The 22975-nt window shown below is 68.8% G+C and carries 20 protein-coding genes and 3 pseudogenes; 10 read left to right on the plus strand and 13 right to left on the minus strand.

What is annotated here, in order from left to right; genetic code table 11:
• Window positions 1-205: 205 nt before the first annotated feature.
• Window positions 206-790 (minus strand): RecX family transcriptional regulator, encoded by a 585-nt coding sequence (locus C8263_RS02845; RefSeq protein ID WP_107136598.1) that lies wholly within the window; start codon window positions 788-790, stop codon window positions 206-208.
• Window positions 791-999: 209 nt separating this feature from the next.
• Here C8263_RS02845 and rpsT point away from each other — a divergent pair, with 209 nt between their 5' ends.
• The gene (rpsT, locus tag C8263_RS02850) at window positions 1000-1278 is read left to right on the plus strand and encodes a 30S ribosomal protein S20 (RefSeq protein ID WP_107136599.1); all 279 of its coding nucleotides are present in this window, start codon (window positions 1000-1002) and stop codon (window positions 1276-1278) included.
• Window positions 1279-1502: 224 nt separating this feature from the next.
• Here rpsT and C8263_RS02855 read toward each other — a convergent pair whose 3' ends face one another.
• On the minus strand, window positions 1503-2009 hold the full coding sequence (locus tag C8263_RS02855; protein ID WP_107136600.1) for a hypothetical protein: 507 nt from the start codon (window positions 2007-2009) through the stop codon (window positions 1503-1505).
• Window positions 2010-2162: 153 nt separating this feature from the next.
• Window positions 2163-3494, minus strand: a complete 1332-nt coding sequence (gene glmM / locus C8263_RS02860; protein ID WP_107136601.1) for a phosphoglucosamine mutase — start codon at window positions 3492-3494, stop codon at window positions 2163-2165.
• A gap of 104 nt (window positions 3495-3598) precedes the next feature.
• On the opposite strand from glmM, the gene C8263_RS02865 reads away from it, so the two are divergent.
• Window positions 3599-3817, plus strand: a complete 219-nt coding sequence (locus tag C8263_RS02865; RefSeq protein WP_107136602.1) for a hypothetical protein — start codon at window positions 3599-3601, stop codon at window positions 3815-3817.
• Window positions 3818-3965: 148 nt separating this feature from the next.
• Window positions 3966-4835: a phosphotransferase family protein gene (locus tag C8263_RS02870; protein ID WP_233218603.1), complete on the plus strand. Its 870-nt coding sequence runs from the start codon at window positions 3966-3968 to the stop codon at window positions 4833-4835.
• Between the two features lie 37 nt (window positions 4836-4872).
• On the opposite strand, the gene C8263_RS02875 is transcribed toward C8263_RS02870, so the two are convergent.
• From C8263_RS02875 to aroE, 6 genes are all read right to left on the minus strand, one after another.
• Window positions 4873-5976: a DNA glycosylase AlkZ-like family protein gene (locus C8263_RS02875; protein WP_107136604.1), complete on the minus strand. Its 1104-nt coding sequence runs from the start codon at window positions 5974-5976 to the stop codon at window positions 4873-4875.
• Between the two features lie 182 nt (window positions 5977-6158).
• Window positions 6159-7058, minus strand: a complete 900-nt coding sequence (locus tag C8263_RS02880; protein WP_107136605.1) for a ferritin-like domain-containing protein — start codon at window positions 7056-7058, stop codon at window positions 6159-6161.
• 710 nt (window positions 7059-7768) lie between these two features.
• On the minus strand, window positions 7769-8188 hold the full coding sequence (locus C8263_RS02885) for an OsmC family protein (protein WP_107136606.1): 420 nt from the start codon (window positions 8186-8188) through the stop codon (window positions 7769-7771).
• 3 nt (window positions 8189-8191) lie between these two features.
• On the minus strand, window positions 8192-9487 hold the full coding sequence (locus tag C8263_RS02890; RefSeq protein ID WP_408608027.1) for a hybrid sensor histidine kinase/response regulator: 1296 nt from the start codon (window positions 9485-9487) through the stop codon (window positions 8192-8194).
• Window positions 9484-12777, minus strand: a complete 3294-nt coding sequence (locus C8263_RS02895; RefSeq protein ID WP_233218604.1) for a PAS domain S-box protein — start codon at window positions 12775-12777, stop codon at window positions 9484-9486. The genes C8263_RS02890 and C8263_RS02895 overlap by 4 nt, the downstream gene beginning before the upstream one ends.
• Window positions 12774-13631 (minus strand): shikimate dehydrogenase, encoded by an 858-nt coding sequence (gene aroE, locus C8263_RS02900; RefSeq protein ID WP_233218605.1) that lies wholly within the window; start codon window positions 13629-13631, stop codon window positions 12774-12776. Before aroE ends, C8263_RS02895 begins: the two co-directional genes overlap by 4 nt.
• Before the next feature lie 323 nt (window positions 13632-13954).
• Between aroE and C8263_RS19545 the strand changes: the two are divergent.
• From C8263_RS19545 to C8263_RS02925, 7 genes and pseudogenes are all read left to right on the plus strand, one after another.
• Window positions 13955-14659: pseudogene (locus C8263_RS19545) on the plus strand (PhoH family protein); the annotation flags it as partial.
• A gap of 675 nt (window positions 14660-15334) precedes the next feature.
• Window positions 15335-15475: pseudogene (locus C8263_RS19945) on the plus strand (LAGLIDADG family homing endonuclease); the annotation flags it as partial.
• A gap of 279 nt (window positions 15476-15754) precedes the next feature.
• Window positions 15755-16111: pseudogene (locus C8263_RS19555) on the plus strand (PhoH family protein); the annotation flags it as partial.
• Window positions 16112-16222: 111 nt separating this feature from the next.
• A complete protein-coding gene (ybeY, locus tag C8263_RS02910) occupies window positions 16223-16690 on the plus strand; it encodes an rRNA maturation RNase YbeY (RefSeq protein ID WP_107136608.1) in 468 nt (155 codons plus the stop codon).
• The gene (locus C8263_RS02915; protein WP_107136609.1) at window positions 16683-17093 is read left to right on the plus strand and encodes a diacylglycerol kinase; all 411 of its coding nucleotides are present in this window, start codon (window positions 16683-16685) and stop codon (window positions 17091-17093) included. Before ybeY ends, C8263_RS02915 begins: the two co-directional genes overlap by 8 nt.
• Before the next feature lie 34 nt (window positions 17094-17127).
• Entirely contained in the window at window positions 17128-17679 is a 552-nt protein-coding gene (locus C8263_RS02920; RefSeq protein WP_107136610.1) for a GNAT family N-acetyltransferase, read from the plus strand.
• 44 nt (window positions 17680-17723) lie between these two features.
• A complete protein-coding gene (locus C8263_RS02925) occupies window positions 17724-18305 on the plus strand; it encodes a hypothetical protein (RefSeq protein WP_233218606.1) in 582 nt (193 codons plus the stop codon).
• A 149-nt stretch (window positions 18306-18454) separates the two neighbouring features.
• Here C8263_RS02925 and C8263_RS02930 read toward each other — a convergent pair whose 3' ends face one another.
• The 4 genes from C8263_RS02930 to argJ form a co-directional block, all read right to left on the minus strand.
• Complete coding sequence (locus C8263_RS02930) at window positions 18455-19207, minus strand: TspO-related membrane protein (protein ID WP_107136612.1); 753 nt, start codon at window positions 19205-19207, stop codon at window positions 18455-18457.
• 138 nt (window positions 19208-19345) lie between these two features.
• Window positions 19346-19729 (minus strand): hypothetical protein, encoded by a 384-nt coding sequence (locus C8263_RS18765; RefSeq protein ID WP_146160565.1) that lies wholly within the window; start codon window positions 19727-19729, stop codon window positions 19346-19348.
• Window positions 19726-21519 (minus strand): hypothetical protein, encoded by a 1794-nt coding sequence (locus C8263_RS18770; RefSeq protein WP_146160566.1) that lies wholly within the window; start codon window positions 21517-21519, stop codon window positions 19726-19728. The genes C8263_RS18765 and C8263_RS18770 overlap by 4 nt, the downstream gene beginning before the upstream one ends.
• Before the next feature lie 281 nt (window positions 21520-21800).
• Window positions 21801-22955: a bifunctional glutamate N-acetyltransferase/amino-acid acetyltransferase ArgJ gene (gene argJ / locus C8263_RS02940; protein WP_107136614.1), complete on the minus strand. Its 1155-nt coding sequence runs from the start codon at window positions 22953-22955 to the stop codon at window positions 21801-21803.
• Between the last annotated feature and the right edge of the window lie 20 nt (window positions 22956-22975).

Raw genomic sequence — 22975 nt, forward strand, 5'->3', positions numbered from 1 at the left:
CCATGGCACCGGGCCACGGCTGATCACCTGCCCTGTTCCAGACGGTTCATACGGATTCCGTCCATTTCCGTACCATCCGGGAAAGAGCCGGATGTTCCTCCAATTCCCGGAAATCCGCCTTCTTTCCTGCTCTGCTGCGCAGCTCTTCGAGTCCCTCTGGTCGGAAAAGTTCCGCAACGTGTTACGGAACTTTTCGGAACCCGTATCAGTCTGTTTCCTCTTCCCCGCTCCAGTCGGGTTCCTGGTCCTGAGCGGCCAGGAAGGCGCGGATGGCGGGCCAGATCACGCTGCCGGGATAGCCGCGCCGGGCCAGAAAGGCAAAGGCACTGGCCTGAGGATCGCGCTTGCGGGCAAACGAGGGCCAGCGGCGCTCCAGCAGGGCCGCCACCTCCTCGGCCTCGCGCGCCGGGTCGCGGGTCTGCAGGGCGTCCTGAATCAGTTCCTCGTCCAGGCCGCGCCGCTTCAGGGTGTGGCGCACACGCACGGCGCCCACGCCCCGGCGGGTGTTCTCGGCGCGGGCCACCTGGGTGTCGTCCTGATAGCCCAGTTCCTGCACCCGCGCCAGCACCTGCGCCACCAGTTCGGGGTCGTCGCTGCGCCGCTCCAGGCGGGCGCGCAGTTCCTGGGCACTCAGGGCGCGCTGGCCCAGGGCGCGAAAAGCGTAGGCCAGCAGGGCGTCGCGCTGCTCCTCAGGGGTGGGGGGGCGGCGCGGGGGGTGCACCCGTTCTGCGCCGTCAGCGTCGGCATCGGGGGCCCGGCGTGGCCCGGCGCGGCGGTATCGGCCCGTCATGCCCCGCAGTATGCCGCTTGCCGCCGCCCCCAAAGGCAGGTATAGTCACGAGGTTGCCCATTCCCTGCCTGGGGTGGGTGGCCCGGGGCCAGCAACCTGCCCCGGCGCGCCGGCCCCCCCTCGCGGGGCCCCCGGACGCTCGCGTTCCTGCCCAGCAGGAACCGCCCCGACTCCGCCAGACTGGCGGCGGGAGAACAAGGAGAATTCACATGGCCCTGCGTCACAAGTCCGCCCAGAAACGTCACCGCCAGAGCCTCAAGCGCCGCCTGCTGAACCGCAGCCGCAAGAGCACCATCAAGACCTTCACCAAGAAGGCCGTGGTGGCCGCCCAGACCGGCGCCGAGGACCTGAACACCCTGCAGAGCCGCGCCGAGAGCCTGATTGACAAGGCCGCCAAGGGCAGCACCCTGCACAAGAACGCCGCGGCCCGCAAGAAGAGCCGTCTGGCCAAGGCGATCAACCGCGCCAAGGCCGCGCAGCAGGGCTAAGTAGCTCGCTGTTGATCTTTAGATCAACCGAGCGGAGCGAGTATCGAAAAAAGTACGTTGCACCGGGAGTGGAGACTTTGCGGTGCTCTCCTGCAAAGTCGTAACGTGAGGTGCAACGTACTTAAGCCCGGGTGGCCGGGCGCGGCACGCCGCCAGCCACAACAAAGCACCCCCACCGGACCCGGCTGGGGGATGCTTTTTGCCTGCGGCATTGACTGTGCGGCTTACTTCACCACCACGCGCAGCGCGCAGCGGCCCTCGCTGCCGGCCTTGATCAGCGGCAGCTGCCAGCGCACGTTGGTGTACTCGCTGGGCTTGACCTCCACCTGCCGCTGCACCTGGCGGCCGTTCTCGGTCACAGTCACGGTCTTTTTCAGGGGCGCGGGGCCAAACGTCTTGCCGCCGTCGGCGCTGAACAGGGTGGTCACGCCGCTGACGTTGCACGCCGCGCTGCGGAAGGTGGTGGCCGGGTCCACCCTCATGTTCAGGCTCATGTTGCGCAGATCGCTCCTGGTGACGCTCTGCCAGGTCTGGGCCATGTCCAGCAGGGTGCCGGGCACCACGGCGGTCTTGCTGGCGTCGGTCAGGGTTTCCACCGTCTTGCCGTTTTGCGTGGTCTGGGTGACCACCGAGGTACTGGCCGTGAGTTTCAGCGGACTGGGCACAGCCTGGGCCGCCGCCAGCGACAGGCCACACAGCAGGGCCACCGCAGAGAACAAGTTGTGTTTCATCGTGCAACCTCCAGAAATCAGGGAACAGGCCCATTGCACACCCGGCGCTTGACCCCAGTCTGATCTGGGGCGGCGCCGGGCAGGCTGAGTGCAGTTTTACCCCGGCGCGCCATGAGGGGCGTGGGAATGCCCCCGGCGGGTGTGCTGGGGCACCTACGCCTGGGCACCGCGCGACTGCACCACGCCGGCCAGCACGCGGGCAATCTCGTGAATCTCGCTGGCGTCCTGGCCCTCGACCATCACGCGAATCAGATTCTCGGTGCCGCTGGGGCGCAGGTTCACCCGCCCCTTACCGCGCAGCTGCTCCTCGGCGCGGGCCACGGCGGCCCTCACCTCGCCGTCGGCGGCAATGGCTTTCTTGTCAGCCACGCGCACGTTCACCAGGGTCTGCGGGTACATCACCAGATCGTCGAACAGGGCGTCCAGGGTGGTGTTCAGGGCCTTCATGCTCTTCAGGGTCAGCAGGGCGCTCAGCACGCCGTCGCCGGTGGGCGAAATGTCCAGAAACAGGACGTGGCCGCTCTGCTCGCCGCCCAGGTTCAGGTGCCGTTCGTGCAGGCGCTCGTGAACGTAGCGGTCGCCCACAGCGGTGCGTTCCAGGGGAATGCCCGCCTCCTTGAGCTTCACCTCCAGGGCCATATTGGCCATGATGGTGGTCACCACGCCCTGCTCGCCACGCGCGCGGGCATTGAGCAGCAGCATGTGGTCGCCGTGGATCACGTTGCCCCGGCTGTCCACGAACAGCGCGCGGTCGGCGTCGCCGTCAAAGGCCACGCCCAGGTCGTAGGCCCCGTCACGCACGATGCGCTGCAGGTGCTCCAGGTGGGTGCTGCCGCAGTCGCGGTTGATGTTGCGGCCATCGGGGGTGGTGTACACCGCGAACACGTCGGCGCCCGCCGCCTGAAAGACCTTGGGGCCCACGCGGTAGGCCGCGCCGTTGGCGCAGTCCATGGCAATGCGCAGCCCGCTCAGGTCCGGGGCGTGCCCGCGCAGGTAGCCCACATACAGCCGCTCAGCCTCGGAGTAATTGGTCACGCCGCCCAGGCTCACGCCCGTCACGGGGGGCAGCCCGGCCAGGTTGTCCAGGGCCGCCTCAATGCGGTGCTCGGTGGCGTCGCTGAGTTTCTGGCCGCCCGGCCCAAAGAACTTGATGCCGTTGTCCTGATAGGGGTTGTGCGAGGCGCTGATGACCACGCCGGCGTCGGCGCCCAGGTAGCGGGTGAGGTAGCTGACGCCCGGCGTGGGCAGCACGCCCACATGAATGACATGCACGCCCCGGCTGGTCAGGCCCGCGGCCAGCGCCGCTTCGAGCATGTCGCCGCTCTGACGGGTGTCCTTGCCGATCACCACACTGGCGTGTTCGCGCCCCGCCTTGAGAATTTCCCCGGCAGCGGCGCCCAGGTCCATGACCCAGGCGGCCGTGAGGGGATGCGCGCCCGCGACCGCGCGCACGCCGTCTGTTCCGAAATACTTCCGTTCACTCATGATCGGACGCATGATACGCCCGCGAGTGTGTCACTCCCGATCCCCAACATTGAACCCGGTCCAAGGAACGCACCCCCCCGGCGCCGTTTTGCGTACCGTAGGGCATGAGCGGATTTTCAGCAGGGTCCTTCTCGTTCAGTCGCAGCGGTCACAAGGGCGGTTTTGTGGGGCATGGCAGCCACAGCAGCCACAAACGCCACGGCTACGGGCACAGCGGTCACTACCGCACCACCAAGAAGTCCTCGGGGTGCCTGGGGGCGTTCGTGTTTGCCGCGCTGGCAGCGGGCGGCTCGGTGGCTGGCCTGTTCTCCCTGCTGGGCTGAGCGGGGCGCCGCCTCCATTTCCCCTTCCCTGCCCCCCACCCTGAGGGACCGGGCCGCTGACTGGGGCGCCACCCTGCAGGGCCGCGCCCCGGCCACCGGGCCCCGGATGTGGCCGCCCGAGCTGCGGGCAGCCTTCCCCGGGGCCCGCGTGCTTGAAACCTGGACCGGCGAGGGCGCCGCCTTCGCGCGCTACCGCAGTCCCGGTGGGCCCCTGTTTCTGAAGTATTTGCCTGCCGGCTGGCGCAACCCGCGCGCGGCCGAGCGCCTGCGCCGGGAAAGCCGTTACCTGCGCGAGCTGGCGCCGCACGCACCTGTGTCCCACGCCCCGCACCTGCACAGCGCCGCGCGGGCCGAGCCGCCCCTGGCCCACCTGCTCACAGTGGACCGCACAGACGCCACCTGGGGCTGGGGCGCCTTTGTCACCGATGCCCAGCGCGAGGGGGCCCTGCTGGACGTGGTGCGCCTACTGGCCGGGCTGCACGCTTTCTGGGCCGGCCCGGGCCAGCCGATGCTGAAAGGGCGCTGGACCTGGCAACCGCAGGAGGTGCTGGCCCGCAGCGCCCCGGTGTCCCCGCCAGACGCCGCTGGGCCGGGCGCGGCCGAGGCCCTGCGGGCGGCGGCGCAGGCCCTGCCCAGTCTGCTGGCGCGGGCCCCGGTGTGGACCCTGGTGCACGGCGACATTCACGCCGGGCAGGTGCTGTGGCCCCGCGACGGCGGTCCACCGGAACTGATTGATTACGGACAGCTGCACCCCAGCGTGCCCGGCGAGGACCTGGCACATCTGCTGGCGCTGCGCCTGGACCCGGCCGAGCGTACCCGCCTGGGCCCGGCCCTGCGCGCCGCGTACGGGGAGGCGCTGGCCGACCGGGGCCTGCGCCTGTCGGCGGCCGAACTGGCCGCGCAGGAACGGGCAGGTCTGGCCCTGAACCTCCTGTCCACGGCCCGGCAGGCCCAGCGCCGCGAGAGCAGTGGCGTGCAGCAGGCCCTGGCGGCCGCCGTGGCCGCGTGGTGGGAGTAAGACGGATTCCGAAAAGAGGCGTTGAACCGCGACAGGCTCAGCCCTCCACCACCTGCACGTCGGCAGCGTCCAGAAAGGTGCGGTAGCGCGCCAGTTCGGTCTTCAGGCTGCGGGTGAACGCGGCGGTGCGGCGCACGCCGGGCACCAGCCCCACCTCGGCCACCAGGGCCGGGCCATCCAGGCGCAGGTTGGCCCAGCCCACCGCCCGCTCCCCCTGAAAGACAGGCAGCGCGTAGTAGCCCAGCCGCCGCCTGGGGGCCGGGGTGTACGCCTCGAAGCGGTAGGTCCAGCCGTGCAGGTGCGCAAAGCGGCGGCGGTCCCACACCAGCGGATCGAAAGGACCCACCACGCGCACCCCGCGTGGGGTGTCAGCCTCCAGGGTCCACGCGGCCGGCCACACGTAGCGCACGCCGTCCACCACGGCGCCCGCCAGTTCCCCGCGCACGGCTGTGCGAAAGGCGGCCCGCAGCGCCCCGTGCAGGTGCGGAAAGCCGAGGTGCGAGAGCCCCACCAGATAGCCCAGGCTGGCTTCGGGCAGCGGGCCATACAGTTCGGCCAGCAGATGCACGGCGCCGCGCAGGCGGTCCGGTTCGGGCAGAGGGTTCAGGCGCAGCGCGGCCAGATGGGGGGCCGGACCATACACCCGCACGCCCCGCGCCCGGCGCACCACCCGCGCCTCGCCCCGGCGGTGCAGGGCCTCCAGCACACGGGTCGCCGCGCTGGATTGCCCGCCCCAGGCATTCACCACGCCCCCGCGCCCCAGCTGGGCCGCCGCCTGCCGGGGATGCAGTTCACCCGCCTCCTCCAGCAGCGCCCGCACCGCGCCCGCCAGCTCCGGGTGCGACTGCAGCACCTGCGGCTCGACCTCGCGGGGGTGCAGCAGGGCCTGCACGCGCCGGGGCACGAAGCCGTAGTTGGGCAGCAGGTCCTCCTCGGCGTCCAGGGCCGGGTACAGGCGTTCCAGGTCGCCGGCGCGGTAATCCGGCAGGCGCGCCATCAGGGTCAGGTCCTGGGCGCGGGCGGGGGCCCGAATGGGATCAGCCTGCACGAAGCCCAGGGTGTTCAGCGCCGCCTGCACGCCGGGCTGGGGCGCCAGCGTGCGAAAGGCGGCGGCCCGCAACACCGAAGGGGTGGGCGTCATGGGGCGCAGGGTAGCAGAGCGGGCGAAGCCTCTGGAGGGCTGGTCTCCCCTACCCCGGGGGGCCAGCAGCGCTGGAGAGCGGGATCCCCGCGCCCACGGCCCCGCGCCACGCGAAAGGGTGCGGCCTTCCTCCGGCCGCACCCATGTTCCCTGCCCTGGCGGGCCCTGCTGGCGTCTGGTCCCTACTTGATCGAGCCCGTCAGGCCGTTCGGGTAGAAGCCGCCCCGGCTGGCGCCCGGGGCCAGATACACGATGTTCAGGACCTCGCGGGTGGTGCGGCCGTACGCCACGCCGTTGTTGTCGGCCGGCGCGAAGACGGCCATGCCCCGGCTGTCGCTCAGGCCCATGTCCTTCATGCCGCCCACCTTGCCGCGCAGGTTGCTGATCGCCTGCACAACCTGTCCCACGTACAGCCCGGCCGCTGCACTCACCTGACGCTGCTGGTAGAGCATGGTGCGAATGGCGCCGCCGTGGTACGCCTCCACGGCCAGAATGCCGGCGGCGGCCTGCAGGTACGCCGGATTGGTGATCAGGGTGGCCGCTCCGTTGTAGGCGGTCACGCCCACATCCTCGAAAATGAACGCGCCGTGCAGGAAGAACAGGTCGTTCAGATAGGGATTAAAGCCGGTGATCTTGCCGCCAGACGCCGCCTGCCCGGCCGCGCGGAAGGCGCCGCTGAGGTCAATGACGGGGCGGGGGGCCGCCGCCTTGCCCAGCGCGCCGGAGAGAAACTTGACGTGCTGCAGCTCGTCTTCGGCAATATCGCGCGCCAGGGCCTGCACGTTGCCGTCCTTGAAGGTCATGCCCCGATTCTGGTCCAGGCCGGCGGGCAGGCGGATCTCGGCGCCGCCCCCAATCCGGCGCAGTTCGGCCACGCGTCCCACCGCCGCAAGGTAAAAGGCGGCTTCCAGGTATTCGAGGTTCAGGGCGAAGTTCAGCACGTCCACATCAATGTTCTTGGCGGGCGCGGCGCTGGCCACACCGCCCAGGCCAAAAGCGGCGGCCCCCAGGCCCACCTTGCCCAGAAAGCCCAGAGCGGCGCGGCGGTTGACGGTTTCGGAGGATTCAGGTGTATGGGTCATGGCAGACTCCTGGGGCACAGCGGGCCCCTGAACCACGCCGCAGGGCGGGTCCGGAAAAAGGGTGGGATAAACGGTTCCGGCACGTACAGCGGGCGGCCCACGCAGCAGGCGCCCCTGAACATCCAGCTGTATGCAGTGGCCCGGCCGGTGGATCAGCGGCCGGGGCAGACATGAATGTCCTGTTAAGTCGCTCGCTGTTGATCTTCAGATCAACCGAGCGGGCTGGAACAGCTGCGCAGCAGAGCGAGTATCGAAAAAAGGACGTTGCACCGGGAGTGGAGACTTTGCGGTGCTCTCCTGCAAAGTCGTAACGTGAGGTGCAACGTCCTTAAGTCGCCCGCTGCCAAGCCCCCGATCAACCGGCAGGGCTGGGACAGCTGCGCCGCAGAGCGAGGGGCGAAAAAAGGGCCTCGCACCGGGAACGGAAATGACTCGGTGCTCTTCTGATCCGGATTCCGTCTGTAACGCTCACAATCCGGAACAGAACCGGATTGCTCACGCCACGCCTGAAGGGACGTGTTTCTGCTGGTCGCTCTGCGAATCAGCTCTGTGAGTCCGCTTGAATTGAATCGCTTTTGTCAGCCATTCAATCCGAGTTCGTATAAGAACTGCCGGGGCAGAGGGACAGCGAAGGGGGCCCAAAGAACCCAGGCCCCAGTCCCCGGCGGAACGCCAGAGCGTGGGGCCCGAGGAACCGGCGTGCGGTGCGCTCAGCGTGCCTGGTCCGGCTCGGCCTCTACCCGCGTGTCCACCACGATCTCGCTGTTCAGTGAGGCCGCCACCGAGCAGTATTTCTCGTGGCTCAGGTGAGCGGCCCTGTGCAGCGCGTCCTCGGTGATGCCCGCGCCGCTGGCAATGTGGCGCACCGTGATGCGGGTGTAGCGCTTGGGGGCAGTCTCGGCGCGCTCGCCTTCAACCTCGATGCGGTAGTGCGACAGCGGCGTGCGGCGCTTGTTCATGATTTCCACCACGTCATAGGCGGTGCAGGTGGCCAGGGCGCCCAGCAGGGCCTCCATGGGGGACACGCCCACCTTGACGGCGCTGTTGTCTATCAGCAACTGGTGCCCGCTCTCGCTGACACCCAGGTAGCGCTGCTGGCCCAGCCAGGTCACGTGCAGGGTCTTTTTCATGCCTTACGCTAGCGCGCTTCCGGGGTCCATGTCCGCCAGGGGGTCCAGCGCGTCATCGGCCACGCCCGTTTCCTCGTCCTCCTCGGGCAGGGGCAGGCGCACGCGGAAGGTGGCGCCGCCGCCCGGCGTGTCCACCACGTCAATGGTGCCGCCGTGGGCCGTGACCACCTGCTGGGCGATGGTCAGCCCCAGGCCGGCCGACCCGGCCTCCTTGCCCCGGTAGAACTTGTCAAAGATCTTGGGCTTGACGTGATCGGGCACGCCGGGGCCCTGGTCCACCACCCGCACCTCCACCTCGCCGGGGCGCGGCTGAATGTCCAGGCGCACCAGCTCGGCGTTGCCGGTCACGCGAATGGCGTTCGTGACCAGATTGACAAACACCTGGGTCAGGCGGCCTGGGTCGCCCACGATTTCCACGCTGCTTTCGGGGGCGGCCACACCGTAGTCGCGCCCCACCTGCCGCAGCAGCTGGCCCAGGTTCATGAAGTGCATCTCGATGCTCTGCACCAGTTCCCCGCGCGAGAGCTGCAGCAGGTCGTTGACCAGCCGGGTCATGTTCTCGGCCACGCGCTGGGCGTCCAGCAGGGTCTGCGAGCCGCCCACCTCGCGCTCGGCGCGGCGCAGATAGCCGTGCAGGGCGGTCAGGGGGGTGCGCAGTTCGTGGCTGGTTTCGGCCAGAAAGGTCTTTTGCAGGTTCAGCGCCTCTTCGAGCTGCCGGGCCTGAATTTCCAGGCGCTGGCTCTGGCGCTCGGCAGTGTTGCGCAGCCGCTCCACCTCGTCCAGCCGGGCACGCAGGTTCTCGTTCAGGGCGCGGATTTCCCGCTCGGCCCGCTCGCGTTGCAGGCGGGACTCCACCTCGGCCATGGCCCGGCGGATGCTGCTGGGCAGGCGCTCCAGGCGCTGCTTGAGGATGTAATCCGTGACCCCCTCGCGCAGGGTGTCCACGGCGGTTTCCTCGCCCATGGCCCCGGTCACGATGATGAAAGGCACGTTGGGCCAGCGGGCGTGGGCGGCGCGGTAGGCGCTCAGGCCGTCGTAGCTGGGCAGGGCAAAGTCGCTCAGGATCAGGTGGGGGGGCTGACCTTCCAGCGCGGCCAGAAAGCCGCTTTCGTCCTCCACGCGGGTGATCTGCACCGGCCAGGGCAGCTCGCCTTCCACGTGCATGGTGACCAGTTCATGGTCCAGTTCGTTGTCTTCCAGGTGCAGGATGCAAAGAACCCCGCTGGCCCCGGGCAATTCGGTCGGGGCGCGGTCGGTGCCGGGCGACGCCGGGCCGGGCGCGCTCAGGTCGGCGCTCACGCCGCGCCTTCCAGCGGCAGGGTCACGGTGAAGACCGCGCCCTCGCCGGGCTGCGCGTCGGCGCTGACGGTGCCGCCGTGGCGCGTGACGATCCGGCGCACATTGGCCAGGCCAATGCCAATTCCCTCAAATTCTTCGGCGCGGTGCAGGCGTTGAAACACGCCAAACAGTTTATCCGCGTAACGCGGATCGAAACCCACGCCGTTGTCACGAACCGTCACTGTCACCTGGCCCCCGTGGGTATGCGCCGAGACCTCAATACGCGCCGGGTCGCGGCCCCGGGTGTACTTGAGGGCGTTGGACAGCAGGTTCGTGAACACCAGCTCCAGCAGCGCCTCGTCGCCCTGCACCACCGGCAGCGCGCCGGGCACCTCGAAGTGCACCTCGCGGCCCTGGCGGTCCGGTTCCAGGGCCTTCCAGCTGCTCAGCACCAGGTCGCGCAGGTTCACCGGCACGCGGCGCAGCTCCTGGCGGCCCATGCGCGAGAAGCTCAGCAGGTCGTCAATGAGCTGGCTCATGCGCCCGGCCGAATCCCGGATCACGCCCAGATACCGCCCGCCCTTGGGGCTCAGGCCCTCGCCCACCTCTCTGGCCAGCAGGTCGGCAAAGCCCACGATGTGCCGCAGCGGCGTGCGCAGGTCGTGGCTGACCGAGTAGCTGAAGGCTTCGAGTTCGCGGTTGGCCGCTTCCAGTTCCAGGGTGCGCTGCGTCACCCGCTCCTCCAGCGACTGGTTGAGCTGCTGCAGGTCGGCCTGGGCGCTCAGCACCCGTTCCTGCAGGCGGTCGTTGCTCAGGGCCGAGGCGAAGCGCTGCGCGAGTTCCTGGGCCAGATCCGAATCGCGGTTGCTGATGGGCTGGCGGTAGAGCAGGCCCAGCACGCCTTCCAGGTGCCCGCCGCGTCCCATCAGGGGGTAGAACAGCGCGCCCGTGGCCCCCACGCGCGCCAGGGCCGGATCGCGGTCGGTGAACACGGGGTCCTCGGTGGCCAGCACGCGCTCAATGGCCTGCGCCGTGAAGGCTTCAAAGGCGGGCGCCCGCCACGCGCCGCCCGGCGAGGACGCCGAGAGCCGGGTGGGCCCCACGGTCCACAGGGCGCCGCTGTCCACAAAGCGGCTCAGGCGCAGCAGGGCGGCGCGGTAGCGTTCGGCGGGCATCTGCGCGCCTTCCTCGCTGCGGGCGGTGAGCTGCTCGGTCACGTCGGCCAGCAGCCGCGCGGCGTTCTCGGCGTACACCGAATCGTCCACATCGGTGCTGGTGCCCACCCACTCGATCACGCGGCCCTCGGCGCCGCGCACCGGCAGGCCCCGCGTCACGAAGGTGCGGTAGACGCCGCCCTCGCCGCGCAGGCGGTGCTCGGCTTCGAAGGGCCGGGCCGCGTGCAGCGCCGCGCGCCAGCGCCGGGCGTAGTCTTCCCGGTCATCGGGGTGCAGCAGTGGCAGCAGCCCGGCCCCCGCGTGCTCGTCGCCCACGTAGGCGTTCCACTGCCGGTTGAAGTACAGCGCCTGCCCCCCGGCGTCGGCCAGCCACACAATCTGCGGCATGCCCTCAATCACGCCCCGGTAGCGCTCCTCGTTGCGCTGCGCGAGGCGCTCGGCCTGCAGGCGGTCGTGAATGTCGGTGGCGGTGGTGACCCAGCCCGTCACCCGCCCGCTGCCGTCCGAGATGGGCGCGACTTTCAGCACGAACCAGCGCTCGGTGCCCTGCAGGCGCAGCCGGGCCTCGGTCTGCGCGCCCTGCTCGCTGGCCACAGCGCCGCGCCACATGGCCGCGTAGGCGGCATGGTCCTCGGGGTGCAGGTGGGCGCTCAGGTCGCCCGGCCCCAGTTCGGCGCGGTGCTGCTGATTGACAAAGGTGACCTCGCCGCTGGTTTCACTGACCTGCACGATGTGCGGAATGGCGTCCAGCACACTGCGCGAGCGCCGCTCCTCGGCCTGCAGGGCGCGCTCGGCCGCCACGCGCTCGGTCACGTCCCGGATCACCTCCAGCAGGCCCAGGCGCTCGCCACCGGGGTCGCGCACCTCGGAGCGCTGGGCCTCGCCGTAGAACTGCGTGCCGCCGTGGCGCACGTACGGAGTGGTCAGGGCTTGGAAGGTGGCGCGGCTGTCCAGGCGCCGGTCCAGATGCAGCGCCGAGAGCCGCTGGCCGGCCAGGGCCTCGGCCCCCAGACCAAACTGCGCGCTCAGGGCCGGATTGACCATGCGGATGCGGCCCTCGGTGTCGGTAAAGGCCGCCGCGTCCTGCATGGCGTGAAAGATGGCCTCGAATTCGGCGCGGGCCTGCTCCTGGCGGGCGCGGGCCTGGGCCAGCGAGACGTTCAGGCCCTCGGCGCGGCCCCGGGCATCCACCTGCGCCTTGACAAGCAGGAAGGAAAACCCCGCGATCAGAAAGCCGGTGAGCGCCACCAGCGCCGGAATCAGGGCGGCGAGGTCACGGCCAAAGCCGGGCCCGGCGCCAAAGCGCACCTCCCAGGTCTGCCCCACCAGTTCCAGGGTCTCCTGGGCGCGAAAGGACTGGTCGCCCAGGTCCGGGGGCGCGGCGCTCAGGGACTGCCCACCCAGCCGCACGTCGGCCAGCAGTCGCCCGCCCTGCAGCGGGGTCAGGTCCTGCAGAAAGTGGTCGGCGCGCACCGCCACGTACACGAAGCCCTGCAGCTCGGTGCGCTGGACGGGGTTTTGCCACACCGGCAGCATCATCAGAAAACCGCGCAGCCGCTGGCCCTGGGCGTCGCGCTGAATCAGGTGCAGCGCGCCCGTGGCCTGGGCCCGGCCCTTGCGGCGCGCGCCGTCAAAGCCCCGCTGGCGCCCGGGTTCGCTGTACATGTCAAAGCCCAGGGCGTCCAGGTTCTGCGCCACGGGCGGGCCAATCAGGGCAATCACCGCGCGGTGCGCCCGGCCGGTGCGCGCGGGCCGCACCTGCACCGGGGTGCCGGCCGCGCGCAACTGGCGTTCCAGCGCGGCGGTCTGAACGGCGGGCGTCCAGGCGGCGTAACCCACCGCCTGCACCCCGGGGTAGCGGCCCGGCAGGTCCACGCCCTGCACGTAGCGCGCAAAGACCGGTTCATCCAGCCGCTGCCCCCAGGTCTGCCAGCCGGCGCGGGTGGCTTCCAGCAGGCGCTCGTAGATCTGCACACGGGCCGCCAGGGCCTGGGTGTAGACATCGGTCTCGCGCTCGAAGCGGCTGCGCTGCTGCTCGCGGGTAAAAGTATTCACCACCAGCGCCATCACGGTGGTCAGGATCAGCACCAGGGCCATCACCATCACCGGGGCCGAGGCGCGGCGCAGGGCGTTCACGGCTGGGCTCCGGCGTCCAGGGCTCCCAGAAACACCTCCACCGGCACGGTGACCCCGGTCCACAGCCCAAAGGCCAGCCGCGCCTGATGGGCCAGCATCCCCAGCCCGTTCTCGGCCCGCAGACCCAGGGCGCGGGCCTCGCGCAGCAGGCGGGTGTCCAGAGGCCTGTACACCATGTCGTACACCAGGGCGCCTGGAGGCAGCCCGGCCAGACAGGCGGCGTCCAGCGGTGTCTGGTCCGGGGCGTCCAGGCCCGCGCTGCTGGCATTGATCACCAGCGAGATCTCTGGCCAGGGCACGTCGGCGGCGGGGGCGGCAACCACCGGACGGTCCGGGGCCGGGAAGGCGCGGGTCAGCGCCTGGGCCCGCGCCGGGGTCCGGTTGACCACCCACACCCGCGCCTCGCCCAGCCGCAGCGCGGCGTACACGGCCGCCCGCGCCGCGCCGCCGGCCCCCAGCACCACCGCCTGCGCACCCGGCGTCCAGTCAAACCCCGCGTCGTCCAGCGCCGCCATCAGCCCCGGGGCGTCGGTGTTGTCGCCCAGCAGTTCCCCGTTGCGGTGAACCACCGTGTTCACCGCGCCGATGGCCCGCGCCGCCGGGCTGAGTGTGTCCAGCAGGGCCAGCGCCGTTTCCTTGTGCGGCAGGCTGAGGTTGGCGCCCAGTACACCCGGGGCGCGCAGGGCCGCCAGGGCCGCGCCCAGGTCGCTGGCGGGCACCCGCCGGGCCCCGTAGGTGCCGTTCAGGCCAGCGGCGTGGAAGGCCGCCGCATGCATCCGGGGCGAGAGCGAATGGGCGGCGGGGTCGGCCAACAGGAAGGCGTGCAAAAGGGGCGCAGCGTCCGGCACGGTCACGCGCCCAGTGTACCCACCCCGGGCCCGGGCCGCGCCCGGCTGGCCGCTGTGCCCCCAGGACACCGGGCCTTCTGACCCCAGGCCGCTGCGCTTCCCCCGTTCTGTACGGCCGGGTTCGTGGGCGGCCAGACGCCGGCGACCTCCTGGCCCATGCGGGTTCTGGTCCATGGGCATCCTGGCGCAGAGGAATACTTCATCTGGCCCATCTGCGCCGCAATTGTGGATCCGCACACGTCCGCCCCCCGGGGGGGCCCACAAAATGAGAGCCGACCCTTAATGCCCCACGCCCCCCTTTCCTTCCCCAGCCACCAAGTGGGGAAGGACTGTGCTTTGGCACGACTGGAGATCATTTGACGCAGCTTCCCCAAGGCGGCGCCAGCGCCACCATTACCCTCGACAACCCCCGCGAAGCCTACGCCCTGCTGGGCCCGAACGACGCCAACCTGCGCCGCATGCGCGAACTCACCAAGGCCAAACTGGTGGCGCGCGGCGAAACCGTGACGATTACCGGTGAAGAAGCCGACGTGCAGCACGGCGAGCGGCTGGTCCGCGACGCCCTGGACCTGGTGCGTTCGGGCGGCGAGCTGACCCCCGACAGCCTGCTGCGCGCCGCCCGCCTAAGTGGCGAGGGCCGCAGCCTCGCCCAGGAAACGCAGGTGAGCGGCCTGAGCCTGCCGCGTGGCCTGAAGCCCAAGACCCCGGGGCAGAAGCTGTACCTGGACAGCATTGACAAGAGCGACATCACCTTCGGCGTGGGTCCGGCCGGAACCGGCAAGACCTACATGGCGGTGGCCATGGCGGTGCAGGCCCTGAAGGCCAAGAAGGTCAAGCGCATCATCCTCACGCGCCCCGCTGTGGAGGCCGGCGAGAAGCTGGGCTTCTTGCCCGGCGACCTGCAGGCCAAGATTGACCCCTACCTGCGCCCCCTGTACGACGCCCTGCAGGACATGCTGGACCAGGAGAAATTCGAGTCCTACCTGACCAGCGGCGTGATTGAGATTGCCCCGCTGGCCTTTATGCGCGGCCGGGCGCAGCCGCTGACCAGCCAGGTGCTCACGCCTTTGGGCTGGCGCGAGATGGGCAGTCTGGAAGTGGGCGACCACGTGATCGGCTCGGACGGGCGCCCCACGCGCGTGGTGGGCATCTATCCCCAGGGAGACAAGGACGTGTACCGCGTGACTTTCAGCGATGGGGTCAGCGTGGAGTGCTGCGAGGAACACCTGTGGACGGTCCACACGCCCTCGGACAGGCGGCGGGGCCGCCCCGGGCGCGTACTGGAAACGCGCGAGATGATGGGCAACCTGAGAAGCAACCACCAGCACCGCTACGAAATTCCCCTGCTGAGCGGCCCGGCCGCGTTCCCCGAACAGCCGGTGCCCCTGGAGCCCTACGCCCTGGGCCTGCTGCTGGGAGACGGCCGCACGACCTGCACCAGCACACCCAGTTTTTCCAGCGCCGACCCTGAACTGGTCCAGGCCCTGGAGGTGGCCCTGAACGCACAGGCCCCCGAACCTGTGCTGGCCCTGGCGCACAAGGACCGCTACGACTACACCGTGCGGCATACGGCCGGTGGGCGCGGCGGGCAGCGCATCGCCAATCCCGTGACCAGCGCCCTGCGCACCCTGGGGCTGGACGGCAGGACCTCGGCGCAGAAATTCGTGCCCGCCGTGTACAAGCACAATGCACCGGCCGTCCGCCTGGCGGTGCTGCAGGGCCTGCTGGATACAGATGGCGGCCCCGTCACGCAGGCGGGCCGCTCCTGCCGGGTGCAGTACACGACCACCTCGGCCCAGCTGGCCGACGACGTGAGCGAACTGGTGCAGTCGCTGGGTGGCGTGGTCCACCGCCGGGTGCGGGCCGCCGAAGGACGCACCCCGGGACTGGCGGATGGGCGCCCTGTGGCCTACCGCCACGATGCCCATGTGCTGGACATCCGCCTGCCCGCCGGCGTGGCGCCCTTCCGCCTGAAACGCAAGGCCGACCGCTACGCCGAACACGGCGGCGGGCGACCCATGCGCTTTATCACGGCCATTGAAAAGGTGGGGCGCGCGCCCATGCAGTGCATCCGGGTGGCCGCCGAGGACGCGCTGTACGTCACCGAGCACTTTGTCGTGACGCACAACACGCTCAACGACGCTTTCATCATTCTCGACGAGGCCCAGAACACCACCGGCGAGCAGATGAAGATGTTCCTGACCCGCATGGGCTTTTCCAGCAAGGTCGTGGTCACGGGCGACGTGACCCAGATTGACCTGCCCCGCCACATCACCAGTGGTCTGGCGGTGGCCAAGCGCGTGCTCAGCCGCATTGAAGGCATTGCGTGGCACGAGTTTACCGAGGTGGACGTGGTGCGCCACCCGCTGGTGGGCCGCATCATCAAGGCGTACGAGGTGGCCGAGGAAGCCGAGCAGGACAAACGCGCCGCCCGCCGGGGCGAGTTTGCCAGCATCCCAGAGGGTGAAGGTGATCCGGTGGGGTGAGGGCTGATGGTTGAACGGTGACGGTTGATAGAAGGACCCCGGTGTGACGCTGCGCCGGGGTCTCTTGCTCTTGGTGGGGCGGCGCTGGCTCCCTGGTCTACACTGGCCCCTGTGATTGACCTGATTGTGCGCAAGACCCCGCCAGCGGGCCTGCGAACGGCGCTGCGGGCCAGCCTGACGGCGGCGATGACGCATTTTGGCGTGCAGGCGCGCGAGGTCACCGTGGTACTGGTGGGCGACCGGACCATCCGCGCCCTGAAACGCGAGCACTGGGGCGAGGACGCCGCCACCGACGTGCTGAGCTTTCCCACCTGGGAGCCCGGCGATCCCTTCATGCCGCCGCACCTGGGCGACATCGTGATCAGCCTGGACACGGCCGCGCGGCAGGCCGGGGCACGCGGCCACAGCCTGAGCCGGGAAGTGGCGCTGCTGGCCAGCCACGGCCTGACCCATCTGGTGGGCCATGACCACCCCCACGCCGAGGGCCTGGGGTTTGAGGAAGGCGCCACGGGCGAGGACTGGGCGGTCTTCCACGCGGCCTGGGACGCGGCGCGCGCCGCCCTGCCGGCCGGTGTCTGAGCCAGCGCCACAGCGGCCCCCAGAGCGACCGGCTGGCGGCTCGGCCCTGAGTGGGCGGCGCTTTGTGCGTTCGGCGGGCTACGCCTGGGCCGGGGCTGCGCACGCCTACCGGCACCAGGCCAACTTCCGCATTGAATGCTGGGCGGCTGCGCTGGCTCTGGGCCTGGGACTGGCGCTGGGAGCGCCGCTGGCCCCGGTGGCGCTGGCCTGCGGGCTGGTGCTGGGGCTGGAACTGCTGAACACCGCCCTGGAAGCGCTGGTGGACCTGGCCAGCCCGGAACTTCATCCGCTGGCGAGGGTGGCCAAGGACACGGCGGCGGCGGCGGTGCTGCTGGCCAGCCTGAGCGCGCTGGTGGTGGGGGCCGTTACCCTGGGGCCGCCGCTGCTGCGCCTGCTGCCGTGAAGGGGTACAGTCGGCCCCCAGGGTCTATGGCAGCATGCGCGGCGTGAGTGCTCCTGCCTTGACCCTGCGGGGCCGCCGCCCGCGTGACCTGAACGTGCTGCGCCGCTGGCTGACTGACCCGGGCGCCGAGTGGCGCCAGTGGGACGCGCCGTATTTTCATGCCAGCAACACCACCGAGGCCCTGGGGCGTTACGTGGAGCGCCTGGCCGAGACGCCGCCCAGCCCGCACGAACGGGTGATTGACCTGGGTGGCCAGTGCATTGGCATGGTCAACCGCGCCGAGGAAGACCCGGCAGGCGGCGGCTGGTGGGACCTGGGCGTGCTGATCTACGACCCCGCCCACTGGGGCCAGGGGCTGGGCACGGCGGCGTTGCGGCAGTGGGTACAGGCGACACTGGACGAAACAGAGGCGCACGTCCTCACTTTCACCACCTGGAGCGGCAACACGCGCATGATCCGTGCGGCGCGGCGCTTGGGTTTTCAGGAGGCCGGGCGCGTGCGCGAGGCCCGACTGGTGGGGGGGAAGCACTTTGACCGCGTGCAGCTGGACCTGCTGCGGCGCGAGTGGCCGGGCGAAGGGGGGTAACGGTGGCCAGCCCGAACAAACCCCGCACCCGGGAGGCGCCCCCGGTGAACCCCCCAGGCTTTCTGGCCACCCAGGACCTGAAGGACCGGGGCTGGACCCCCGCGCTGATTCGCCGCTTTCTGGGCGAGCACGACAGCACACGCCCCAACGGCCTGAAGATGGGCCGGCGTCGCCTGCCGCCCGTCAAGCTGTACGAGGAAGCCCGGGTGCTGGATGTGGAACGCCAGGACGTCTTTCTGGCCGCCCAGGCCCGCGCTGCCGACGCCCGCGAACGCGCCGAGCGCACCCGCGCCGCCCGCGCGCAGGCCCGCGCCGAGGCCCTGGAAACGGCGGCGGCGGCCTTCGTACCCGTGGTGCAGCCCCAGCCGCTGCGCAAGGGCGCCGTGCGGCAGGCCCGCGCGCCGTACCTGGCCCAGCTGGACGCGGTGCTGGACCATCTGGCCGCGCCCCTGGCGCCCCTCAGCGAGCGCGAGCGCGCGGCCCTGGCCGGGTTGCTGCGCCGCCGCCTGGACGAGGCACTGGCAGCGGCCTATCCCTGGTATCCGCACCCGGACGGGCCAAAGCGCACGGCCACCCGCCCGACCGAGGCCCGCCCCAGCGACTGGCGCACCTGGGACTGGGAGTAAAGGGGCTGACCCGTGAAAGGCAGCCCCCCGCGTGAGCGAAAGGGGCACAGAGGACTTCGGCCAACACGGCCACAGCTGCCCCAGCCCGTTCAGCGCTTCAGAGTTGGCAAAAAAGCCCCCCCCACAACGGAGAGGGCCGGGGAGGAGGCCTACAGCGCGGCTTTTCGCCCTCGCAGGCTGGCCAGCCCGGCCAGCACCACCAGCGCCGCCGCCACCAGCACGCCCAGGGCCACGATGGCTGTATCCGTGCGGGCCACATACACCCCGTAAAAGGCCCAGAGCAGCACAGCAGCGAAAGCGTAATCGTGGAAGCGCACCAGGAAGAACACCCCGATCACGGCGGCGATCACCACCAGCAGGGCTGACCAGAGCTGCGGGCTCAGGCCGAGGGCGCCGCCCGTGACCCCAATGCTGACCAGAAAGGCGGTGACGTTCGCAATGGTCGCCACGCTGATCCAGGCGAGGTACAGGCTGGCCGGCACCTGCAACGCCAGTGCCTCGGCGCCCAGGGGCTTCAGGCCGCGCACAGTCAGGTACAGCCAGATCAGGCTGGCCAGCAGCGCCAGCATGATGGGCACGCTCAGGCCAATGTTCAGGCTCTGGAAGGCCAGCAGCCAGGAGACGTTCAGCACGTTCGCCAGCAAGAACGGCCAGAACAGCCGGTCATAGCGCGCCGTGCGCTGGCCGGGCAGCGCCTGATACACGGCAAACACCAGCAGGCCCAGGAAGATCGGGCCCCACACCGCAAACGTGAGCCCGGCGGGGGTGAACGCGTTGGGCAGGGCGTCGCTCACCTCCTTGTTGCTGTTGCCGAACAGGGGCAGGGCGTTGCTCAGATAGTTCATGAGCAGGGTCAGCAGGGTGGCCAACACCAGGGTGATCTGCCGCGCAAGTCCAGTCATGGCTTTACGGTAAGCAGCTTTAGGGGTGAAGAGGTGTCAGAACGACAACGTTCGTACCTTTAGGGGTTCTTGAGGCTTCATCCATACATTGCCCAGCTGACTGTGTAGAGGCTGTGCACGCGGCAATCGGGCTTTCCCTCAGGTGTCATAAACGGCGGTCAGTTCTGGGTGGCGCGGTAACAGGCCGGTAATGACCTGTCGGAAGAGGTGCCGCAATTCATCGCCTGATATGGAGATTGACCTATATGGGCCCTCTGTATCAACCGTCCACTCGTCCTCAGCTTGCGGCTCAGGGTCATTAGGTTGAGGGGCATAGATGGTTCGAGATGCACCGCCAAGAGCATAAATGTAATAGCCCTCGCCCATAGGATCGAATCGCTTCATAAATCCAGAAGAATCCTTGACTCTTTTTTGTATAATGTCGCCTACGGATCCCGAAATGAAGGTGTAAAGAATATTCTCAGGGTCGTCAGATATGAAATACGAGCCATCACCTCTAAAATTTACCGCTCTATAATTCATTTCAAGCCTCCAATGGTAAATGCTTTATCATTGACGTACCAGCTTGCGATTTCCAGTCGACCACTCACTTGATTTTTAACAATGCGAACATCAATGGGCATCATAACCGTCTTATTGGATCTATTCAAGACAGGGACTTCCACGGTGATCACCTGATTATCCGTCGTCAATGGCTTACTAGACAAAAACTTCCCCACCTGGTTGGCTATAACCGGCTCCAGAGATTCAAGCGTTTTGGCGGTTCCGCCAACTGTTTTGGGCTGTTTCACCGCACGACCTTTGAAACTGTATGTATACTGGCTGGCTGTATCAAGTTTCCCAGCAGACGAAGTTTTGTATGAAATAGTTTTGGTTGCCGCCTTATTGACGATCACTTGATCACCGTATATGTCGAGCGCCTTCTTCCAAGCCTCAGCTGAATGTCCACCCGCAAAACCCCGTTCGAGCATCGTGCGCTGTGCCAGTTGATAGCGGTAACCCTCAGGCAGCTCGGTCCCTGCCTTCCACTGCGCCGCCTCTCCGTATTTCGGTCTGTTTTGCGGGGTTTTGCCAATCTCGGTCAGAAACTTGATGTTGTATCCACCGCTTGCTGGCAACATGGCATTTGCGCCAGACAGAAAACCGCTGCGGGGCCCACCAGGGGTGTTATAGAACTCAAAGCGGCCTATCGGTTCTCCCGCTGAACCTGGAATAGGCTCGACGACAACGCCTTTGGATGCTGGAATCGCCAATTTGGCGGCACTTCCTGTTTGCAAGCTGATCTGCCCGCCTGTATCGAGTTGTGCTCGGGCTAGAAAATCATTGCTCACCACATGTGGGCGCACATCTTTGAGCAGGCCGTCCACTTGACCAATCTTGGGAAACCGCGCGCGCAGTTCAGCATTGGCAGCCTGTACCCGCGCGGCGGCTTGCTGCGGGGTTTCACCTGTTCGGACATTAGGATTCACGTCCAGAAAGAGTTGGTTGGAAGTGACCTTTTTGGCGTCGTACTTGTACGCGCTGGCTCTGGCCTGCTGCTGCGCCTGCTCATATTGACTGCGCGTTCCCGTTTCACTGGCTGGGCGCGCTGGTGTGCCTCGCTGGGGCAGTGGCTGAGTCCCACCCTGGGGTGGCGTGCTGCGCCCACCCATGGCCCGGATACCTAGAACCGCGCCAACAATACCGGCGCCCAGCGCTGGCAATTCACCCACACCGGAGCCGAGCATGTCATGGCTCAGCGTGTCACCAATGGTTTTCACCTGACGGGTCGAACCTGTCACGGCCAGATTCAGGGCCGTTTCGTTGTACGTGGCGGACCACACTTTGTAAGGCACCACGGCCTGGGGCAAGGCATAGAGCGCCCCAGCCTTCTCACGGCCCGTACTGACAGCCGCCTTCTGGGCCAGCGCATAGGCTGCCGCCAGCTTGGCCTTCACCTCAGCTCTGCGGGCCGGATTGGACCCAGCATCGGTCAGGTCAGCCAGAAGCTGAGTCCGGTAACGGGCCAGATCGCGGAGGTCCTCGATGTTGGCTGTTCGGCCTGCTGGCTGAAGGAAAGCCGTTGCCAACGCCTGATTGATGGCCTGAATCTGTTTGGTGCCAGCAGGCCCAAACACCTGCCCAGCCTTGACAGCGGCGCTGCCCGCCACAGCAACAGCGTAATTCTGATGCAGGAGTTCAGTGGCAAGGACCTCGTTGGGACGGCTGATTTTCTTCAGGGCAACCCGGGTCTGCTCCGTGGCGGCTCGGGTCGCAGTGGTCAGGGTATTGGTGAGTTGCTGAGCCGGTTTCTGCGGCTTGGCCAGGGCCACAGGGGCAGGACTGGCGGGTCTGGCCGCCGCAGTGGACGGGCTCTGGGCGGGCGTTCGGGCGCGCAATGGGGTCGTCGTCACACGTCACCTCCTTACGCCAAATGTGGCACAGGAGGTGAGGGAATTCGAGCGACTGTGACGAGGTTGAGCCCTCCTGTCCTGCGCCACTTGGCAGGCGTTTTTACACCTTGCCAAAGCTGAAGGTCAAACCTCCTCTCTCACCTTCCCGGCGTCAGGGTCCCAGATCACCTGCCCTCCACCCGCCCCACGTCTCCCTGCGTTCAGGTCGTGTAGTCCGCGTTGATGCTCACGTATTCGGCGCTCAGGTCGCAGCCCCACGCCTCGCCCCGGGCCTCGCCCACGCCCAGGGCCACGGTGAACACCACTTCCTCTGCCTGCATGCTCCGGCTCACGGCCGCCGCGTCATAGGGCAGCGGCTGGCCGGCAAACACCGGCTGACCCTGCACGCTCACCTTCAGCTGGGCCACGTCCACGGCGGCGCCGCTGCGCCCCACGGCCATGATCACGCGGCCCCAGTTGGGATCATTGCCGTGCACAGCGCTTTTCAGCAGTGGAGACACGCAGCAGGTGCGCGCGGCGGCCAGGGCCTCGGCCTCGGTGCGCGCGCCCTGGACCTGCACGGTCAGCAGTTTGGTGGCGCCCTCGCCGTCGGCGGCGATCTGCCGGGCCAGGTCGCGCATCACGCCTTCCAGGGCAGCCAGGAATTCGCCCAGCGGCACCTCGCCCGCCTGTCCGTTGGCCAGCACGGCGGCCATATCGTTGGTGCTGGTGTCGCCGTCCACCGTCACCGCGTTGAAGGTGCGGTTCACGATGGCCGGAAAGGCCGCGCGCAGCGCCTCGCCCTCCACTGCCGCGTCGGTAAAGGCAAAGGCAAACATGGTGGCCATGTCCGGGTGAATCATGCCGCTGCCCTTGGCCGTGCCCACGATGCGCGCGCCGGTGCTCAGGGTGGCGTGCGCCGTCTTGGGCCGCGTGTCGGTGGTCATGATGGCGGCGGCGAACAGGTCGGCGCCGCTCGCCAGTTCGTCCGGCAGATGCTCAATGCCGCTGAGCACGCGGTCCATGGGCAGCAGGTGCCCAATGATGCCGGTGCTGGCGGTCAGCACGGCCGCTGCGGGCACGTTCAGCACGCTGCCGAACGCCCCGGCCATGTCCGCGTTGTCGCGTTCGCCCCGCGCGCCGGTGGCGGCGTTGGCGTTGCCCGCATTCACCAGCAGGGCACGCACGGGCCCGCCCGCTGCGTACAACTCGCGGTTGCGCTCCACGCACGCGGCGGCGGTGGTGGAGCGGGTGCCGGCGAAGGCCCAGGTGCAGTCGTGGCTGGACACCACACCGCTCAGGTCAGTCCTGCCGCTGGGCTTGATGCCGGCGGCCATCGCAGCGGCCGTGAAACCGGTGGGAAGGGGAAGGCTCATGCGGGGAAGTGTAGCGGGCG

The organism is Deinococcus arcticus (assembly GCF_003028415.1).
Classification (GTDB): Bacteria; Deinococcota; Deinococci; order Deinococcales; family Deinococcaceae; genus Deinococcus; species Deinococcus arcticus.

What these genes read in the sequence shown, in the direction of transcription:
- C8263_RS02880 (WP_107136605.1), bottom strand. Translation starts at nt 7,058, where the DNA reads ATGACCCATACACCTGAATCCTCCGAAACCGTCAACCGCCGCGCCGCT.
- C8263_RS02875 (WP_107136604.1), bottom strand. Translation starts at nt 5,976, where the DNA reads ATGACGCCCACCCCTTCGGTGTTGCGGGCCGCCGCCTTTCGCACGCTG.
- C8263_RS02885 (WP_107136606.1), bottom strand. Translation starts at nt 8,188, where the DNA reads ATGAAAAAGACCCTGCACGTGACCTGGCTGGGCCAGCAGCGCTACCTG.
- C8263_RS18765 (WP_146160565.1), bottom strand. Translation starts at nt 19,729, where the DNA reads ATGAATTATAGAGCGGTAAATTTTAGAGGTGATGGCTCGTATTTCATA.
- C8263_RS02920 (WP_107136610.1), top strand. Translation starts at nt 17,128, where the DNA reads ATGCGCGGCGTGAGTGCTCCTGCCTTGACCCTGCGGGGCCGCCGCCCG.
- C8263_RS02845 (WP_107136598.1), bottom strand. Translation starts at nt 790, where the DNA reads ATGACGGGCCGATACCGCCGCGCCGGGCCACGCCGGGCCCCCGATGCC.
- argJ (WP_107136614.1), bottom strand. Translation starts at nt 22,955, where the DNA reads ATGAGCCTTCCCCTTCCCACCGGTTTCACGGCCGCTGCGATGGCCGCC.
- C8263_RS02865 (WP_107136602.1), top strand. Translation starts at nt 3,599, where the DNA reads ATGAGCGGATTTTCAGCAGGGTCCTTCTCGTTCAGTCGCAGCGGTCAC.
- glmM (WP_107136601.1), bottom strand. Translation starts at nt 3,494, where the DNA reads ATGAGTGAACGGAAGTATTTCGGAACAGACGGCGTGCGCGCGGTCGCG.
- C8263_RS02930 (WP_107136612.1), bottom strand. Translation starts at nt 19,207, where the DNA reads ATGACTGGACTTGCGCGGCAGATCACCCTGGTGTTGGCCACCCTGCTG.
- rpsT (WP_107136599.1), top strand. Translation starts at nt 1,000, where the DNA reads ATGGCCCTGCGTCACAAGTCCGCCCAGAAACGTCACCGCCAGAGCCTC.
- C8263_RS02855 (WP_107136600.1), bottom strand. Translation starts at nt 2,009, where the DNA reads ATGAAACACAACTTGTTCTCTGCGGTGGCCCTGCTGTGTGGCCTGTCG.